Source organism: Flavihumibacter sp. ZG627 (genome assembly GCF_000814325.1).
GTDB lineage: Bacteria > Bacteroidota > Bacteroidia > Chitinophagales > Chitinophagaceae > Flavihumibacter.
Genome location: NZ_JPHF01000003.1, coordinates 64,328 through 82,126, shown reverse-complemented (window position 1 = coordinate 82,126; position 17,799 = coordinate 64,328). Strand labels below are relative to the sequence as shown.

Sequence of the window (17,799 nt, the reverse complement as noted above, 5' to 3'; positions counted from 1 at the left end):
TTTCTGAATGCCCTATACTAAGATGAACACCAGGATATTGATCGTGGATGATGATGAGGATGACTTTTTTATTACAAGTGATTATCTCAAGGGTATTCCGGAGGCCAGTTTGGAAATTAAATGGGCCAGTCAGTATAACATGGCCTTGGAGTTGATGGTGAATCATGAATACGACCTCTATTTTGTGGATTACAGGCTTGGTGCAAAAACCGGGGTAGATCTTTTAAAGGAGGCAATTGCAAGGAAATGCGAGGAACCTATCATCCTGCTTACAGGAAAGGGCAACCGCGATATCGACCGCGAAGCAATGCGGATAGGTGCTTTTGATTACCTGGTGAAATCTGAACTGAATAGCGAAAAACTGGAAAGAACAATTCGTTATGCGCTTGAAAGATATTCTTATATCAAAGCCATCAAGCGTAATGAACGAAAATTCAGAAATATTTTTGAGCAATCCATGGATGCCGTATTTATTGCAGGTATGGATCTGCGTTTCCGCGACGTCAACAAAGCCGCCACTGATCTCCTGGGATATTCCATGGAGAATCTGCTCAATACGCCATTGCAGGAGATGCTATACGAGCCGCAATCAGGTGAAAAAATCATCCAGTTGATACAGGCCGGCCATACCATTAATGGCCATGAAGTAGATATTGTAACGGGAACGGGCGACCGCAAAAGCTGCATTCTCTCCGCTTCTGTTGAAACTGATATCAATGAAGGAAAATATATTCATGGTATCCTGCATGACATAACCAATCTGAAAAAGGCAGAATGGCTCACGCTTCAGGCCGAAAAGCTTGCTGCCACCGGGCGCCTCATCAGAACCCTGGCGCATGAAGTGCGTAATCCCCTTAATAATATAGCGCTGTCTGCTGAACAACTTCAACAGGAAAACTGCGACGAAAGTTCTAAAATTTACCTTGATGTGATCAGGCGCAACAGTACAAGGATAAGCAATATTATTTCCGAATTACTCAACAGTTCAAGACCATCGGAGATTGATCTTCGCGTGGGAAGTTTGCAACTTTTGGTAGATGATGTGCTGACCGATGCTGCCGATACTATTAAATTAAAACAGGTACAGATAAGTTCCGAAATTGAAGAAAAGCCATTGCTTGTACTAACGGATAAGGATAAACTAAAGATCGCATTCATGAACATAATCGTTAACGCCATTGAAGCGATGGAAGAAAGAGCTGCCGACCGGCAAATATTTATCCGTATCTACCACAAGGATAAATATGTAATTACTGAGATCACTGATAACGGTTGCGGTATGTCACAGGAAAGCCTTAGCAGATTATTTGAACCTTACTATACATCAAAACGTAATGGCATGGGATTGGGCCTCGCCTCCACTATGAACATCATACAAAGTCATAAAGGATTTATTGAGGTCAAATCGGTTGAAGGAAGGGGAACAACCTTTGTTGTTAACCTTCCAATCCAGGATTAATACTTATACCCACACTGAAACAGATCCGGCCTGGCAATGAAACTCTGCACCTCCCTTTTCATTCAAAACCACTTCCTGCGTGCACTTCCCAAGCGCATCTTTCATCTTCCTTCCTGCATGCTGTTCGCCCATTTCCATATACTTATAACCATCGCTTCCATTAGAAAGAACTACTGCCAAACCTGAATTTTTATCGTCAGGAATTCCCGTCCGTATCCAACCAATACAATTTGGATGATCGAAATAATCACGCTGTTCTCCAAAAGCATTCTTCTCCCTTAAAGGTAGCATAAATTCCAACTCTTCAACACGGGCCAGCCATATCTCGTAATCATTGCCATCATCACCTTTATCAACATAATGCGCTCCAAAAAAAGCAGGGTAGAAAAGACAAGGAATACCATCTTTCCGTAACAGGATCAAAGCATATGCTATAGGTTTGAACCAGGCTTCCACGGGACTTTCCAGCTCCTGTAATGGTTGGGTATCATGATTGTCAACCAGCGTGATGGCAAGGTGTGGAATTTCCTTAACCAGCGTATTATCGAAGATATGACGCATGTCAAACTTATTTCCTAGTTGAGATGCCACGAAAAAATTATGATGCAATGGAGCATCAAACAACTGCACCTTACCATGCGTAGCATCAATATATTGTTTTAGTGCCTGTACATTATGAATATTCCAGTATTCACCAATCACCAGTAACTCCTTTGGACTTACCGTCTGTACATGGTCAACCCACTCGTTGATGATTTTGGGGGTCATATGCTTAACTGCATCCATTCTGAATCCATCTGCATGCGTCAGTTCCAGGAACCATTTACCCCAGTATTTTAATTCTTCGCGAACAGCGGGATTGCGGAATTCAATATCAGCACTCATCAGGTAATCATAATTCCCCAGTTCATTTTCTGTTAAGTCCTCCCAGCCCTCCCCATATTCATTCTGTATTGTATATACCCCATCCTCATTAATATCATGTGCCCAATCAATGCCAGTGAAGCAGGTATGATCCCAGATGAATTCAGAGTATTTGCCACCTCTTCCGGGAAAGGTGAATTTCGTCCAGGCTTCTATTTCAAAGGGGTCACTGATGAATTCTGTCCGATTGGCAGGATCCACTTTTCGTACTGTAAGTTTTTCCAGATGATCAGCTCCGGCCTTGTGGTTGAAAACGACATCTGCAATTACCGCAATGCCATTATCATGGCAAACCTTTATGGCATTAAGAAGTTCTTCTTTTGTTCCATACTTCGTTCTTACTGAGCCCTTCTGATCAAATTCTCCAAGGTCAAACAGGTCGTAAGTATCATATCCAACTGAGTAACCGCCAGAGGCACCCTTATAGGGTGGGGGTATCCAAACGGCATTAATTCCTTTTGCGCGAAGTTCGGGTGCCTGCTCAGCAAGATGATTCCAGAGTGATCCATCAGTGGGATAATACCAATGGAAATATTGTAGTAATGTTATGGGCTGCATGGTAGAGGTTTATCGGTTAAATGAAAAAATTGAAAGGTCGGGGTGTGGAGTGCCTTTAATTGCTGCTGTGATCTGTTCAGCAGCTATCTGGCTGAAAGTAATTCCATTTCCGCCAAATCCAAGGGCAAAATAGGTATGGGGCCGCTGACGTATACTCCCTATATAAGGCAGCCCGTCTTTGGTGGAAGCAAATGTGCCGGCCCACTGAAAATCCGGTACAATGGGTATAGCAGGAAATTTCTTGTTGAAATCTTTTACCAGCTTTTTTGTTTTTGCCGCAATTCGCGCATCTCTTTTATCAGGTGAATAAAAATCATCATCAAGGCCTCCTATAAGAATCCGGTTGTCAGTTGTTGTACGCATGTAGAGATAAGGCGTGGCCGTTTCCCATATCAGGCAGTTGCGATGCCAGAACTCCTGTCCCGGCATAGGCTCACTTACCATAGCATAGGTAGAATGAAGGGTCTCTACTTTCTGTGGAATGTATTGCTGCGATTCATATCCACAGGCTATTATTAAATGCCGGCATTCGATCTTATTTCCATTCTCCGTTTTCAGGGTCACCGTTTTCTTATGATGCACTATTGATTCAACCTTTGTATTATCATAAATGGCGGCCCCCTTCTTAATGCAATCTCCCAAAAGATGATGTGCCAATCGATAGGCATCCATTTCAGCACCCACACTTGAATACAATGCCGCAGGGGCTTTAAATCCCATGGTATCTTCTACTTTCTTCTCGTCCCAGTATTGTAAACGAAAACCATGGTCCTTTCTTAACCTATACTCGTTTTTTAGATCGCTTACATCTTTCTGTGCAGAAGCATACTGCAGGCTGGGTCTTTTTCTGAAGCCAGCTTTGCCCTCAAAACGATTGCATATATTTTCCAACGCATCAATTGCTTCAGAACAATATTCGTAACTCCTTACTGCATTCTTCTCACCCACTTTTTCTTTGAGTTCATAAAGTGGCGTATCAATCTCATATTGTAAAAGGGCAGTGCTGGCCGCGGTACTGCCCATGCCTGCATGGCGCTTATCGATGATGGTAACCCTGAAACCCGCCCGGCATAAATGCCATGCTACAAGTGCACCGGTAATTCCGGCACCCATTACCGCTATTTCTGTTTTTTCGTTTTGTTGCAGGGAGGGATAACTGCTTAACAGGCCATTCTTCATCAGCCAGTAAGCACTGTGTGATCGCAGATCCATCGGTTTAGGTTTTGTTGATCTCTTTGGTTTCGCTTTTTATAATAAATACCGCGGTTTCATCGGGTATTATACCGGAGCCATAATTCAACGCATATAATTTTGTGAACGTGGCACCGAAATACAAGATCATCGATGAATAATAAACCCATGCCAGGATGATCATGATGGATGCTGCAGTACCATAGGTGATCCCAAAATTTGAATTCCCCAGGTATAGCCCGATCAGTGATTTGCCTGCCAGGAATAATATTGCCGTAAATCCGGCTCCCAGAAGCGCATCCTTCCACGATATGGTTGCATCAGGCAGCACCCTGTATATGATGGCAAACATGGCACTTATCACCACAAAAATGGTAACGTTATTAAAAATGTAAAATACCACCAGCGCCGTCTCAGGAAATATCGAAGCAAGCTTTTCATTGAAAAGATCCAGTACTGCATTTACAATGAGGGCAACAAGTAGAATAAAACTCGTGGCTACCACTAATGAAAAAGATGTAAGACGGTTTATTAATATTCTTACCCAACCCTTTTTCGGTTTTGCCCTTATCGACCAGATATAATTGATAGATCCCTGTATCTCCGTAAATACACCGGTTGCCCCGAATATCAGTATCACAAATCCAATTATAGCTCCTGTTACACTATTATCATTCTTTTCAATACTGCTGATTATATGCTGGATCTGGTAAGCGGCCGAATTCCCCACCAACCCTTTGATCTCCCCGAATATCTTCCCCTGTACCGCTTCCTTGCCATAAAATATTCCCGCAAAGGAAATCACCAGTAATAACACAGGCCCCAGGGCAAATATGGTATAGTAGGAAAGAGATGCGCTCAATTTTAGTGCATCATCTTCAATAAATGACTTGCCCGATGAAACCAGAAGTTTGAAAAAATTGCGGATTCTTTTCATCAGAAATTGTTTAGAAGAAATTGTGCCGCCAATCCCATTATAATTTACACATTATATTTCCCCTTTATGGGGAAACTAATAACCAATAATGATCCGCTTTCGATAGTACCCCGATAGTTTATGGCAGGGCATTGTTTTTTTCATGAAAGGATAAACAATCTTTTCACCTAAATTTTTTTGTTATGAACAACATACTATATCTAATCGCTGTCATCCTAATCATTGGATGGTTACTTGGAATCTTTGTTTACAGTGCTACTGGTGTAATTCATATTTTGTTGGTACTGGCTGTAGTGTCAATCCTTCTGACGCTTATTCGCCGGGGAGCATAGCGCTCCGGCTCCATATATCACACGCATAAGGCCATTCTATGGCCTTTTTTTATTTAATCTCAATCAACATATATGAAAGCAATATTGATGATGGCTGGTATTCTTACTGCCGGAACCGAGCTGCATGCCCAGGGAAAACTACCCGTGGCAGATAGCATATCTCTTCATCGTTTAGAAGGCAAATGGTATGAACTGGCAAGCATTCCTAAAATTGGCAAAAAGGACTGTAGTTGCACCACTGCAGAATATACATATAGAAGCGGTGAACTTTTGATGACAAATACCTGCGTTGCCAAAGATGATGGTGAAGTGGAAAAGCGTGATCGTACTGCCCGACCCGTACGCGGATCTAATAACAGTAAACTGAGGATTAGGGGTGGACTTTTCGGAACCCGTCTCTGGGTTCTTGAAATGGATCCTGCCAATCAATGGGTGATGCTCGGCCAACCCAACAGAAAATCATTACAGATACTCACACGTGAACCATCAATCACTGAAAATGGTTACCAGGAATTGCTTAAAGGCCTGGCAGATAAATTCAGTTATGATACTTCCCGGATTAAAAGAACCACACTAACCTGCCCGCAAAATAAATAAACTAAAAGGCCGTCTCCTTAAAGACGGCCTTTTAGTTTTTAAAAGGTGACAATCTACTCTTCTGTAGCTGTCTTTTTCTGAATATCCTCAACCTTAGTAAAAAAGGCGCCGAATTCCTCACTGGCGTAAGTGCCATATGCGTCTGATATAGTGCCTTTCCGACCATCATTTGTTTCAATGATGTAAAGGATGGAATTGTCCTCGGGATCACTTACTCCCTCAAAACGAAAGAAGTTCACGATACGTACCTGCTCTGGTTCGTATGATTGTCCGCTGTCTGCATGTTGCAGTAATCCATCCACAACCTGGAAATTTGCGCTATATCCATCTTCTATGGCCTTCTCCATGCAGTAGCTAAGACTACGCATTGGAACTGAGGCTGAATCCGTTTTCATTTAGTTATGCTTTAATGATTAAGAAATAACCTTATGAAGGTCGCGGTACTTCTTGATCACATCATGTGAAGTACGTAGATTCTGCTGCTGGCTGGTGATCATCTGACGTATTTCTGTACTCATGTCAGCATCAGAGGCCAGGGCTTCTTCATAAGCCTTCTGTGCGGCATCTTCGCCAAATTCGCAAAGTTCCAGAACAGATTTACGCTCTTCTGTACTAAAGGCACTCTTTACATCCATCCATGCGCGGTATACCTTACCTGATACTGTAGTACCATCAGCAGGTGTTTCGCCCAATTGAGATACAGCAACGGTAAGTTCTCTTACATAATCGCGGCTCTGGTTGGCCATCTTTGTAAAGATCGCCTTAAGATCCACATCAATACCATCTGTTTCAGTCATTGCTTTTTCATATCCTTCCACCCTGTCATTGTTGATGAGGATCAGGTCATTTAATACTTCTGCTAAGTTTGCCATAATAACAATTTTAATAGTAATTGAATAGTAGTCAGTATATCTATAAAAAAGCCGTTCCACTGTGTATATGGTCGGTACAGCCACTTGTAGTTGGGGCGTATTTGAGGCGCATTTTCCACGATACAAAGCACTTATTAAAACAATCCCACATTGGTATTCTTTTTTTATGCAATCATCAAAATAAATCACGATGACCAACTATACTACTCTCCAGCAACTGATGAATAGTTTCCGCCAGGGACTCTTCTTCAATCTCAGTAATTCTGAGTGGAAACTTCCCAACGGTATTGCGCGGTTGCTGGAAGTGGATGAAACAGGTTGCTGCTGGTTTCTCTTTCATGTTAATGCTGAACAGGCAGTTAACTACGACCAGGAATTTCCCGCACGAATCCGCCTCTATGAAAAAGGTCGCGATTGTTATGTGGAAGCAAATGGCAAGGGCGTAATTCTCACTGATCCTGAAGATTGGGCTGCCTGCTCCAAAATATCTTATGGTATGGCACAGGCATTGCGTTACCATGGATTGATAGTACGGTTCAGGATCCAGCATGCCACAGTTACAGAAACAGGGAGAAGCTCAAGAAGGAATTTCCTTCAAAGGATTATGGACGACATCAATGTTTGGGCTTCAGGTAGAAGCATCGCTGAAAAAGTTTATCCAGCCTCTGTATTGTCGCATTAAAACCTAGCCCATGTCAGCAAATATTATCAAACACCTCGAATCGTATATGGGAACTGCTATTAGTAATGTAGACCCCAATACGCAAACGGTGAATAAAGAAAAGGTTGATAGTAATTTTGACCTCATCGCGCAGGCTGCAATTCCTGCAGTGCTGGCGGCTTTTTATAAATACAGCAGGAGTGAGGAAGGAGCTGAATACCTGGCTAAAGACAGAGCTATAACTCCATCCAGAATTTTTGCTGACCACGATGATGAAATTGCTTCAAGAATAGCTTCATTCTCTAAAATTGAAAACGGTTTTGCTGCGAGGATTGTGAATGATCTCACTGCAGAAACGGTTCGCTATTACCGTAGTGAAATGAAGGATGATATCAGTGCTGATAAGGTGCAGTTATTTTTCGGATCAATTCGGGAAAACATCTTAGGGGCATTGCCTGCAGACCTTCAACTGGGTAATCTTCTCAATGATGATACAATTGATGATAATACAAATAAAATGAAAGGTCCGGCAAGCGGACTTGCTCAATCTATTCAAAACGCATTTTCCTCCGTTGGAACTAAACGGGAGGAATCATAAAATTCATAAGGACGGTCGGTTTATATGGTTTGGTTGTTTGGTTGCGCTTAGGCGTATACAGCCCGGGGATGAACCGGGCTGTTATTTTTTAATCCTCCTTACTCCAAACTTCATAAATAGGATCTCCCTTTGAACTTTTACCTCTGTGGTGCCAGGCATTACCTTTTACCTCTCCTTCAAAACTAAGCTGCATTCCCACCCGGCTGCTGTCTCTTGAAAAGAATTCTATTGATTCTGTATACCTGCCATCTTTGAATGTATAGGTTCCACCTCCGGTACCAAAAAATTCACCTGTTGCAGTATTGATTGCCGCCCACTGAAATCTCGTTCCAGTCAAAATCTTGATGGTCTTGCGCGCACTAGGCGGAATATCATGTAGCTGTCCATTCTGCTCTCTTCCACTGATCCTCCAGGTGGCATTTAAAGCTCCTCCTCCTGCATCAATCCGCTGCCATGCAGCAGGCATAGAAGAACCGGTCAGTTGAAGTTTATCATCAGCAATTCCTACATTAATTTTTGAAACGCTACCTACACTTGCTTTATCTGTTGTATTGAATTCAGATTTTAACTCAACGTCATTTGTCCCACTCCAGGTTCCTCCATTCGACTGTATAAATTTCTTCCCTGCAAGATCATACTCCGTATGTGTGTAATGTTTATTGGTTATCAGCAGTATATGCGTTTTACCATTCAATTCTGCTTTCCAGGCTCCTCTCAGGGCGACGGTTTCCTGCGCTGCTGTGACTGCTACAATAAATATCATGCAAGCCAATGCCAGTAAGCTTTTTGTAAAAAGTTTCATGACAAACAATTTTATTAAATCTACGAATAATATAAAGACACTAACTTTATAACACTGACAACGGGATTGATTTTTTGCACCACAAATCAAAAAATTATGACGATAGAAATTCACACCCCACATGAGGGGTTGCAGGAAGCGATTGTGAAGCAGGCAAAGCAGGCCATGATTCGCTTATCCCACAAGTTTAAATCTATTGCCCGCATGGAGTGTGTGTGGAGAGAAGACAACCTGATTACCCCTCCCGATAATAAAGTTTGTGAGATCAGAGCAAGCGCATATGGCGAAAATCTTTTCACCCATGCGCGTGCTGATCAATATGAATTGGCTACAAATGAGGCTATGGAACATATTAGTCAGCAGGTGATTCTGCTGGCCTCCAAAGAGAATGAACTTCCTGATAAAATAACCACTACGGTTAAGGTTTAAAGGCCTGCTGATCAAAATGGAAGATCATCATCCGGCATTGGGTCAATGGTGCCGGTCAATGGCGGTGGTGCCGCATTGTTTTCCGAATTTCCCTGTCCAACAACTTTCCATGCTTTTACATCCGTATACCATTTCCCATTGTATTCTCGGCTTTCAACATCAAAGGATACCTGAACGGGGTCGCCTATGCGAAACTGGCTCATATCGATCTTATCACCCCATACAGCAATACATACTTTTTTAGGATATGTATCTCCTGTTTCAAGAATAAATTCCTGCTTCTTCCAGGGACCATTTTTCCCCTGCCCTGTTTGTGTTGCGAGTAGCTGTATTATTTTTCCGTTGAGATCCATCTTAATTTTTGGGCAAAGAAAAGGAAAAGTTCCATGATAACCCCGCCATAGAATTCCATCTGACGAATAAAATTACTCATGCCCTGCATCAGCGTAATTGTTGTAAATTCAAAGGAAGAACCTGCACCATGAACCGAGAATTGTTATTACAGCAATTGCTGGATGCAACCTACGAAAAAGGAAGTATTTCCTTATACGATTATATAGCAGGCAAATGGCCCGATGATACTGAGCTCTTTAAATCAGCAAAATCTTTCGGCGACCAACTCGTCACCGAAAAACTTGCACACTTCACCGATGAACAAAGAACCATCCTTGCCATTTCTAATTTCGGCAGATACTGGACCCTGATGGGGGGATACCCGGCCTTTCTGAAAGACAATGAACATAAATTAAAGGAACATCACCATCACCTCCACGATGGTATCCAAGAGCACGATGTTGAAAACGGCCACGATCTCAAAGAAGACCTTCGCATAGCCAGGCTGCGCTTTACCAAATACCGTATTATCACCTATTGGTGGAGCTTTGCCTTTTCTATTATTAGTTTTTTCCTCTCTGTAATCAGCCTTTACCTGATTTTATCCCGCACCTGAGTTTGCCCGGTAACCTCAAAACCCTTCCTGTATTGCAGGTACTATCAATCAATCTTTGCGTAAACCCTTAATGATAACATTTCCACTTCCTTCTACACTGCATGGGTAAAGAAAAGCCATTTCTGCCCTTTTGGGATTATCTATTACATTAAAGAATTGATCAATAAACCGGAGTGCGAATTTTCGGTAACCAGCCGACAAGCCGGGAAAATCCAGGTACAGTGCTTCGATCTCTTTTCGCCTGTTCCGGAAGAGTTCAAATACAGGTTCTAATGGCTCTAATGATGGGAGACAGGTACCCCGATAAATTCTGACCTTCACAGAACTCAAATTCAGCAGTTCGGGGGGTTCTGCATATGGGGCATCCACCATGCCGCTATGATCAAAATCATAGGCAATCGGAATAGGGGAGAGAGTGGGTGCCGCACTTACAAGTTCTATATTATGCCGATGCTGCACTCCCCAATCGGTATTGGAAGCGAAATACTGAAAAACGGCCATCAGGTTAAAATCGGATGGCATCAGGAATTGGGGGGATAACCCATTCTGCTCCACAAGCTTTAGCCCATTTCGATTGGCGGCTTGCTCGGCAGGCTCCAGTAGGAACCCCGTAAGCGGATTAGCCGGTTTCAGGAATTTGATTTTATCGTCCGGCCCCCTTAATGTTACCTTAACCAGCCGCGCCCTAAGGCTGAAAGGAGTCAGCAGATTATAAACCCGGTATAATAGGTATTCGCGCAGAATCAGTTCCTCACTGGTACAGGTTATTACCAGCTTCAGTTTGTTCTGTCCCGCCATCAATGTACCCCGGGTCTTGGTATCCTTGTCAATATTCAGCAGTAACGGAGGATTATAACAGATATTCTTCAATTTTCTGAAATGCCCCCGAACCCTTACCCGGGCTGGAAAACTTGCTGGCGGCTGTCCCGGAATCGCATATTTCAACATGATCTTATGATAGGCTGGCTCCTCGCCACGGTCGCGCCAAATGGCATCAATATCGCCGGTAATAACGAGGTCAAGTATAGAATCTGAGCGGAATAATTGTTTCGGTAGACTATCCTTTTGCTGACCGGCAGCAGCATACACTGGCAGCATGAAAAATACTGCCGCGAAAACAGCCAGGGTTGCCGTCAAAAGGTTGCGCCGCAAGGTAAAGGGTTGTTAAAGTAAGGTACAACAAAAGCATAAGATGCCCTGCCCCTCCCTTAAATTTCCCTAACTTTGCGGCCTCAAATCTTCCCATGAGCGATGCAATTAAACACGAGTGCGGATTAGCCTTCATTCGTTTGCGAAAGCCCTTCTCTTATTACCTTCAGCAGCACGGTACTGTGATGTATGGCCTTAACAAGCTCTACCTGCTGATGGAAAAACAGCATAACCGCGGTCAGGATGGTGCAGGTATCGCCGCGGTGAAGCTCAATGTGGAGCCGGGCTATCCATTTCTTCATCGCCTCCGCAGCAGCGCCACACAGGCTATCGCCGACCTCTTCCGTCAGATAGGCGAAGAAGTGGCCGACCTCGAAAAATACCAACCCGATATTCGCAAGCATCCCGGCCTCCTCAAAGGCCATGTCCGCTTCCTGGGCGAACTGATGCTGGGCCATCTACGTTACGGAACGCAGGGAAAGAACAATGTGGAATTCTGCCACCCCTTTATTAAGCGTCATACCATCCAGAGCAGAAACCTGGCCCTCGCCGGTAACTTCAACCTGGTTAATACAGAAGAACTTTTTGGATTGGTAAACATCGACCCGGGCGTATTCCAGAAACAGAGCGACCTGGCCGCCATGATGGAAGTGGTTCACCACTTCCTGGTACAGGAAGATGAACAAACTCCAGGCAACCCCGATATCAGCACCGTCCTCAAAAAAGCCACAAAATTATTTGATGGTGGCTACCATATCGGCGGACTGGTAGGCAATGGCGACAGTTTCGTTATGCGTGATGCACACGGTATCAGACCCTCTTATTATTATATTTCTGACGACCTCATCGTTGCCGCCTCCGAACGCGCAGCCATCCGGACCACTTTCAATGTTGCCGAGAATGAAGTGAAAGAACTGATGCCCGGACAGGCATTGATCGTGAAGTCAGACGGAAGCTATTCCATAGATCAAATCCTCGAACCTAAAGAACGCAAGGCCTGTAGCTTTGAACGTATTTATTTCTCCCGCGGTAACGACGAAAAGATCTACCGCGAACGCAGCCAGCTCGGCTATAACCTCAGCGATAAAGTACTTCACGCCATCGACCACGACCTCAAGAATACCATCTTCTCCTTCATCCCCAATACCGCCGAAGTTGCGTTCTATGGTATGGTGAAAGGAATGGAGCACTATCTCAACAAGATCAAAGTGCAGCGAATCATGTCGTGGGATAAAGACTTTGACGAGGACAAGCTCACGGAGATGATCAACCGTAAGATCCGGATGGAAAAGATCGCCATCAAGGATGTGAAAATGCGCACGTTCATCACCGAAGATTCTAACAGGAATGAAATGGTGCAGCACGTGTATGATATCACCTATGGAACAGTGCGACCTAATGAAGATACCCTTGTTGTAATTGATGACTCTATTGTAAGGGGTACTACTCTTAAAGAGAGTATTGTCAGGATGCTGGCAAGGCTGAAACCTAAAAAAATCATCGTGGTTTCTTCTTCGCCACAAATCCGGTACCCCGACTGTTACGGCATTGATATGAGTAAGCTGGGTGATTTTATTGCCTTCCGCGCTGCCATCGCACTGCTCAAAGACAGGGGAATGGAGGGATTACTGACACAGCTCCATGATGAAGCCCGCGAGCTGGCACGTACCGGCGAACTCCACACTAAGAATATCGTGAAGGAGATATACCACCCCTTCAGTGCAGAAGAGATCGCTGCCAAAGTTGCCCAACTGATCACCCCGCCGGAGATCGGGTTCCCGGTAGAAGTGATATTCCAGACAATTGAAAGCCTTCATGCAGCCTGCCCCACCAACACGGGCGACTGGTATTTCACGGGTAATTATCCCACCCCAGGAGGAAACAGGGTGGTTAATAAGGCATTTCTTAATTATATGGAAGGCAAAAACGAGAGGGGATATTGATTTACGTCAACGTTTAGACAAGATTGCTCTTTATTATTGAACTTACCATGACTCTGGCAATGTTTTTGTTGCTAAAATGCGACCAACCGTTTTTATTATCCAACCTATGACCAGCCAGGGCTTGTCCCAGTCACAAAACCCAGCTACTTTTGATTATGAAAACACTTTACGTAGTGCGCCATGCCAAAAGTAGTTGGGGTGACTTATCACTCTCTGATTTTAATCGTCCTTTGAATGATCGTGGGCAGCGTAATGCGCCGGAAATGGCGCAGCGCCTGCTTAAAAAAAAGATCCACATCGATGCATTTGTCACCTCTACTGCAAAACGCGCTCTCCAGACCGCATCCCATTTTATCAAGGCATATGGCCGCTCGGTTGAAGAGCTTCAGTTAGAAGAATCTTTATACCATGCTCCGGCCAGTCAATACTTTGCTGTGATATCGGCTGTTGATGATCGTTATGATTCAATTGCAGTGTTCGGTCACAATCCCGGTATCACCGAATTTGTGAACCAGCTCACTGATTCCCGTATTGACAATATGCCCACCTGCTCCATATTTGCTGTGGATATTGATACAAAACACTGGGCCGATTTTGAAGCGGCCAGGAAGAAATTCCTCTTCTTCGATTCGCCTAAGCAGGGCGAGGATTGAGAACAGGGCGCTTCTTTCCTACCAGCCAAACACCCGCAAATATTAATATCGCTGCTGCAATTTTGGTTGCAGTCAGTTGCTCTCCCATAAGCCATACAGAAAGTATAGTGGCGAATACCGGCTGCGTATAAATATAGGCTCCCGTAGCACCTGCCCCCAGTTGATTTATTCCGTACAAATTAAAGAGATAAGCCAGGAAGGTGGCGGCAACTACCACCATAATTATTGAGGCCCACTCCAACTCTCCGAATTGCTTCCAATCCACTTCTGTTAAGGAGCTCCACCCAAAGGCAAGCATGAAAGGCAAGCCGAGTGTGAAGATCCAGCGCAGTACATGCAGCGGCCTGTATTCTTTCATCAGCGGCTTCACCAGGCTGAAATAAAACGCATAGGAAATGGCATTGATGATCACCAGGATATTTCCCAGCACTATATCTTTTGCCTCTGCCGTTCCCTCTTTACCCGTTACCAGTATCAACGCCCCGCCAACACCCAACGCCAGACCTAAGATCTTTAATAAGGTGAGCGATTCTTTGTCGAGCCAGGCTGCCACAAAAGTTATAAATATCGGTGTGCCCAAAGCCAGCAGGGCTGCATGGATGGGAAGTGTTAACGAAAGCCCCTTAATGAAAAGTATCTGGTTGATCACCACCCCCGTGAGGGAACAGAGTAAAAATCGGGGGAGGTCCTTTTTCTTTATCCCGGCAAAAGAAGGTTTGAACAACAGCAGCATCCAGAATAATAATACACTGATTCCAACCCTGAGCAGGTTGATAGCTGCAGGAGCAATAAAACCATTGGTGAGATGGGGCACCGCAATGAAATTGATCGCGAAAAAAATATTGGCGGCCAGTACGGCCATGTGTGGTTGAATGCTTCGCGAAACTGATGCGGTCATGGTCGCAAAGATATTACCTGCCCGGCTGCAGGATACTGGCCAGGTCAAAATCTTTCTGCAACATCATTCGCACTCTTTCCGCGGAGGCGAGGAACCTGACGAGGTACTCCTGCTCTGTTTGTCCCGGCGTTGGTACCACCACACAATCCTTGCCCAGTGGAAGCAGGTCCATCATGGAACTATACCCACTCCGGCAAACTATCATGGAGGCATTGGCTACCAGTTGGGAAAGCGCGTCGCCGTTTACATGGTTGTAGATGGTAAGATTGTTTTGGTGGCTGATCCTTGTTTCGCCTCCCGGCAAACCCTGCACCATAACCATACACTCACCCGGGTTCTTCTCCCACTGCTCCCTGATTTTCTTTTCCAGCAGACTGCGCTGGGGCTCCGGACCTGAAAGTATAGCCAGCAATTCAATTTTTCCATCGGCCATAACTGGCTTTAGCCGGCTTAGCGGCCCCATGTAGCGGACAGGAATAGCCGGCATCTTTTTGGGGTGGGATAGCTTTCCACCTAGCGATGGCTCTGATTCATAATCGGGCACCCAGCATTCTGTAAAGCGATCGATCCATTTGTATAGGCGGCGCTGAACCAGCCTGTCAGCGATGGACCCGAATGCCGTTTTGACCAGTAGCTGATGGGTCAGAAGGTAGGATGGTATAGTGGGATGCCATAACCCATACCGGTTGTCACTGATGATGTGGTCAAAGGATTCATGACGCAGCAGGTCAGTCAGCCATTGCCGCTCCAGCTCAATGGTGCGCACAATGCGGGGTAATGAAAGCGCCAATCCGGCTATGGTTGCGGCTCGGTTTTTGTGATATTTTATTTGGTATCCGGGTATGGAAAGAAAGGGTAAAGAAGGAAAAGCTTCCTGGATCACAGCCCGCTGGGCACCTTCCGCCGCCACTGTAATTCGTGCATTATATCGGTTGATGAGGGCATCAATTAAAGGTATACACCGCGTTGCATGTCCCAACCCCCAATCCAGTGGGGAAACCAGGATCCGGGTATTTTGTGCAATATTTGAAGGGAAATTTGAAAATTGAGTCAATACAACATACTATTTTCTTTAGAAATTAGTTTAAATTGAAAATCTAAAATATGAAGAAGACGCTGTTTTACGTCGTTCTCGTTATTCTGATCAGTAGTGTTGCAGTAAGCTGCACCAGCGGAGCCAAGATAGGTGGTAAAGGCTGCGGTTGCAACATGAACAAAGGTTATGTTGGTTATTAAATCTGATGTAATGAAAACACCTAACCGTGATTTGCTTGTTTTGGTTAAGCATGCTCTCGATGACAACGAGGCCATGGAACGGGAATTGAACCGCCTGAATGGCTTATTGATGGATGTAGAGACTTCTGCAACATTTTCACGTGTTTTTGAAGTGATCGATTGTAATAAACTCAAAGTTTTTTGCGATACCAAACGCATCATGCAAACCATCTCCCAGGGTGAAAAAGGTTTTGTTTTTTTATGTAACAAGAATTGATTCCAGGCATGTGAAATATTTAGGCCGTCCTGCGACGGCCTTTTTTTATTGGCCCAATATCCCGCTTCCTCAAACTTCATCTTCACTTTCGGTATGCTTAAGTGAAGTATCATTTGCTTAACTACATTTGCAATGGCAGGCGTTCTTCATTGGCTCAAAAATGATTCATCATGAAAGATTATTTTGAAGCATCCCTCCAACTGCACCAACAACTAAAAGGCAAGATCGCTATCACAAACAAGATGGAAATTGAAACCATCGACCAGCTTTCGATGGCCTACTCGCCGGGTGTGGCACAACCCTGTCTTGCTATTGCGCGTAATCCTTCTGACGTTTATACCTATACGCTGAAAGGCAATATGGTAGCCGTTATCAGCGATGGTTCGGCTGTACTTGGATTAGGAAATATAGGCCCCCTGGCCGCCATTCCTGTTATGGAAGGGAAAGCAATGCTCTTTAAAAAATTCGCCGGCATCAATGCTTTTCCCATCTGCCTCAATACCCAGGATACAGAAGAGATCATTCGTACCATCCGCAATATCGCACCCGTGTTTGGTGCCATCAACCTCGAAGATATTTCAGCTCCCCGATGCTTTGAGATCGAAGAAAGTCTGCAGGACCTGGGCATTCCTGTTTTTCATGACGACCAACATGGAACGGCCATTGTTGTTCTGGCGGGATTGATAAATGCGGCTAAGCATATCGGTAAGAAATTCGAAGATCTTCGTGTAGTCATCAATGGGGCAGGAGCGGCAGGTACTGCCATCGGCAAAATGCTCAAATGTATTGGTTCGGGTGCCGGTGAAGATTGCTCGCCGGTAAGGGATGTTATCATTTGTGATAGCAAAGGAATCATCCATCGGTCAAGGCCCGATCTGAATAAAGAAAAAATGGCCCTTCTGCAGTTTTTCAATCTGGGCAACCTCAAAGGCGGCCTCCACGATGCGTTGCAGAAAGCTGATGTATTTATTGGTGTGAGTAAACCCGGACTCCTGCATGCCGATGATATCAGGATCATGGCGAAGGATCCTATCATCTTCGCGCTGGCTAATCCTACTCCCGAGATCTTCCCCGAAGAAGCCTTCCAGGGTGGCGCCGCTGTTGTTGCAACCGGCCGCAGCGATTTTCCCAACCAGGTGAATAATGTGCTTTGTTTCCCCGGAATATTCCGCGGCGCCCTCGATGCCGGCGCCTCGCGAATCACTATGGCGATGAAACTGGCTGCGGCGCATGCTATCGCCTCCTGCGTGGAAGACCCGATGCACGACGCCATCATCCCTTCCCCCCTCGATCCCTCCGTGGCCGCAAGGGTAGCCGAGGCCGTCAAAGCCGCCACCCCCTTACCCGTCTGACGT

Annotated in this window: 21 protein-coding genes; 11 read left to right on the top strand and 10 right to left on the bottom strand. The window is 44.8% G+C overall.

Annotation, left to right across the window (positions count from 1 at the left end; genetic code table 11):
- Positions 1 to 7 precede the first annotated feature (7 nt).
- On the top strand, positions 8 to 1,459 hold the full coding sequence (locus HY58_RS07225; protein ID WP_039130019.1) for an ATP-binding protein: 1,452 nt from the start codon (positions 8 to 10) through the stop codon (positions 1,457 to 1,459).
- A gap of 3 nt (positions 1,460 to 1,462) precedes the next feature.
- Here HY58_RS07225 and amyA read toward each other — a convergent pair whose 3' ends face one another.
- The 3 genes from amyA to HY58_RS07210 are packed head-to-tail and all read right to left on the bottom strand — an operon-like array spanning position 1,463 to position 5,069.
- Complete coding sequence (gene amyA / locus HY58_RS07220; RefSeq protein WP_039130016.1) at positions 1,463 to 2,941, bottom strand: alpha-amylase; 1,479 nt, start codon at positions 2,939 to 2,941, stop codon at positions 1,463 to 1,465.
- A 9-nt stretch (positions 2,942 to 2,950) separates the two neighbouring features.
- On the bottom strand, positions 2,951 to 4,153 hold the full coding sequence (locus HY58_RS07215) for an FAD-binding oxidoreductase (RefSeq protein ID WP_039130013.1): 1,203 nt from the start codon (positions 4,151 to 4,153) through the stop codon (positions 2,951 to 2,953).
- A 4-nt stretch (positions 4,154 to 4,157) separates the two neighbouring features.
- A complete protein-coding gene (locus tag HY58_RS07210) occupies positions 4,158 to 5,069 on the bottom strand; it encodes a YihY/virulence factor BrkB family protein (protein WP_039130011.1) in 912 nt (303 codons plus the stop codon).
- Between the two features lie 182 nt (positions 5,070 to 5,251).
- Between HY58_RS07210 and HY58_RS19440 the strand changes: the two genes are divergently transcribed.
- A complete protein-coding gene (locus tag HY58_RS19440; protein WP_156123609.1) occupies positions 5,252 to 5,401 on the top strand; it encodes a lmo0937 family membrane protein in 150 nt (49 codons plus the stop codon).
- Between the two features lie 72 nt (positions 5,402 to 5,473).
- Complete coding sequence (locus HY58_RS07205; RefSeq protein WP_052323923.1) at positions 5,474 to 5,998, top strand: lipocalin family protein; 525 nt, start codon at positions 5,474 to 5,476, stop codon at positions 5,996 to 5,998.
- A gap of 53 nt (positions 5,999 to 6,051) precedes the next feature.
- Here HY58_RS07205 and HY58_RS07200 read toward each other — a convergent pair whose 3' ends face one another.
- Together HY58_RS07200 and HY58_RS07195 are read right to left on the bottom strand one after the other, a co-directional pair.
- A complete protein-coding gene (locus tag HY58_RS07200) occupies positions 6,052 to 6,393 on the bottom strand; it encodes a hypothetical protein (protein ID WP_052323922.1) in 342 nt (113 codons plus the stop codon).
- Positions 6,394 to 6,411: 18 nt separating this feature from the next.
- On the bottom strand, positions 6,412 to 6,870 hold the full coding sequence (locus HY58_RS07195) for a PA2169 family four-helix-bundle protein (protein ID WP_039130008.1): 459 nt from the start codon (positions 6,868 to 6,870) through the stop codon (positions 6,412 to 6,414).
- A 190-nt stretch (positions 6,871 to 7,060) separates the two neighbouring features.
- Between HY58_RS07195 and HY58_RS07190 the strand changes: the two genes are divergently transcribed.
- Positions 7,061 to 7,552 carry a hypothetical protein gene (locus HY58_RS07190; protein ID WP_039130006.1) on the top strand — a complete coding sequence of 164 codons (492 nt, stop codon included), beginning with the start codon at positions 7,061 to 7,063 and terminating at the stop codon, positions 7,550 to 7,552.
- Between the two features lie 10 nt (positions 7,553 to 7,562).
- The gene (locus HY58_RS07185) at positions 7,563 to 8,129 is read left to right on the top strand and encodes a hypothetical protein (protein WP_039130004.1); all 567 of its coding nucleotides are present in this window, start codon (positions 7,563 to 7,565) and stop codon (positions 8,127 to 8,129) included.
- A gap of 88 nt (positions 8,130 to 8,217) precedes the next feature.
- Here the strand turns inward: HY58_RS07185 and HY58_RS07180 are convergent, their stop codons facing one another.
- Positions 8,218 to 8,931, bottom strand: coding sequence for a hypothetical protein (locus HY58_RS07180; RefSeq protein ID WP_052323921.1), 714 nt, complete (start codon positions 8,929 to 8,931; stop codon positions 8,218 to 8,220).
- Between the two features lie 96 nt (positions 8,932 to 9,027).
- Here HY58_RS07180 and HY58_RS07175 point away from each other — a divergent pair, with 96 nt between their 5' ends.
- Positions 9,028 to 9,360: a hypothetical protein gene (locus HY58_RS07175; protein WP_039130003.1), complete on the top strand. Its 333-nt coding sequence runs from the start codon at positions 9,028 to 9,030 to the stop codon at positions 9,358 to 9,360.
- A gap of 11 nt (positions 9,361 to 9,371) precedes the next feature.
- Here HY58_RS07175 and HY58_RS07170 read toward each other — a convergent pair whose 3' ends face one another.
- Positions 9,372 to 9,713 carry a DUF3127 domain-containing protein gene (locus tag HY58_RS07170; protein WP_039130002.1) on the bottom strand — a complete coding sequence of 114 codons (342 nt, stop codon included), beginning with the start codon at positions 9,711 to 9,713 and terminating at the stop codon, positions 9,372 to 9,374.
- 128 nt (positions 9,714 to 9,841) lie between these two features.
- Here HY58_RS07170 and HY58_RS07165 point away from each other — a divergent pair, with 128 nt between their 5' ends.
- Positions 9,842 to 10,309: a hypothetical protein gene (locus HY58_RS07165; RefSeq protein ID WP_156123608.1), complete on the top strand. Its 468-nt coding sequence runs from the start codon at positions 9,842 to 9,844 to the stop codon at positions 10,307 to 10,309.
- A 48-nt stretch (positions 10,310 to 10,357) separates the two neighbouring features.
- Here HY58_RS07165 and HY58_RS07160 read toward each other — a convergent pair whose 3' ends face one another.
- Entirely contained in the window at positions 10,358 to 11,461 is a 1,104-nt protein-coding gene (locus HY58_RS07160; protein ID WP_039129998.1) for a hypothetical protein, read from the bottom strand.
- Between the two features lie 92 nt (positions 11,462 to 11,553).
- Between HY58_RS07160 and HY58_RS07155 the strand changes: the two genes are divergently transcribed.
- A complete protein-coding gene (locus HY58_RS07155; RefSeq protein ID WP_039129997.1) occupies positions 11,554 to 13,401 on the top strand; it encodes an amidophosphoribosyltransferase in 1,848 nt (615 codons plus the stop codon).
- A gap of 155 nt (positions 13,402 to 13,556) precedes the next feature.
- Complete coding sequence (locus HY58_RS07150) at positions 13,557 to 14,054, top strand: histidine phosphatase family protein (protein WP_039129995.1); 498 nt, start codon at positions 13,557 to 13,559, stop codon at positions 14,052 to 14,054.
- Here the strand turns inward: HY58_RS07150 and HY58_RS07145 are convergent.
- Complete coding sequence (locus HY58_RS07145) at positions 14,035 to 14,952, bottom strand: DMT family transporter (RefSeq protein WP_039129992.1); 918 nt, start codon at positions 14,950 to 14,952, stop codon at positions 14,035 to 14,037. The two genes, HY58_RS07150 and HY58_RS07145, sit on opposite strands and share 20 nt — an antisense overlap.
- 13 nt (positions 14,953 to 14,965) lie before the next feature.
- A complete protein-coding gene (locus tag HY58_RS07140; protein WP_052323920.1) occupies positions 14,966 to 16,006 on the bottom strand; it encodes a glycosyltransferase in 1,041 nt (346 codons plus the stop codon).
- A 192-nt stretch (positions 16,007 to 16,198) separates the two neighbouring features.
- Between HY58_RS07140 and HY58_RS07135 the strand changes: the two genes are divergently transcribed.
- Both HY58_RS07135 and HY58_RS07130 read left to right on the top strand, forming a co-directional pair.
- Positions 16,199 to 16,444, top strand: coding sequence for a hypothetical protein (locus tag HY58_RS07135; protein WP_156123607.1), 246 nt, complete (start codon positions 16,199 to 16,201; stop codon positions 16,442 to 16,444).
- A gap of 170 nt (positions 16,445 to 16,614) precedes the next feature.
- Entirely contained in the window at positions 16,615 to 17,796 is a 1,182-nt protein-coding gene (locus HY58_RS07130; RefSeq protein WP_039129988.1) for an NADP-dependent malic enzyme, read from the top strand.
- Positions 17,797 to 17,799: the final 3 nt, after the last annotated feature.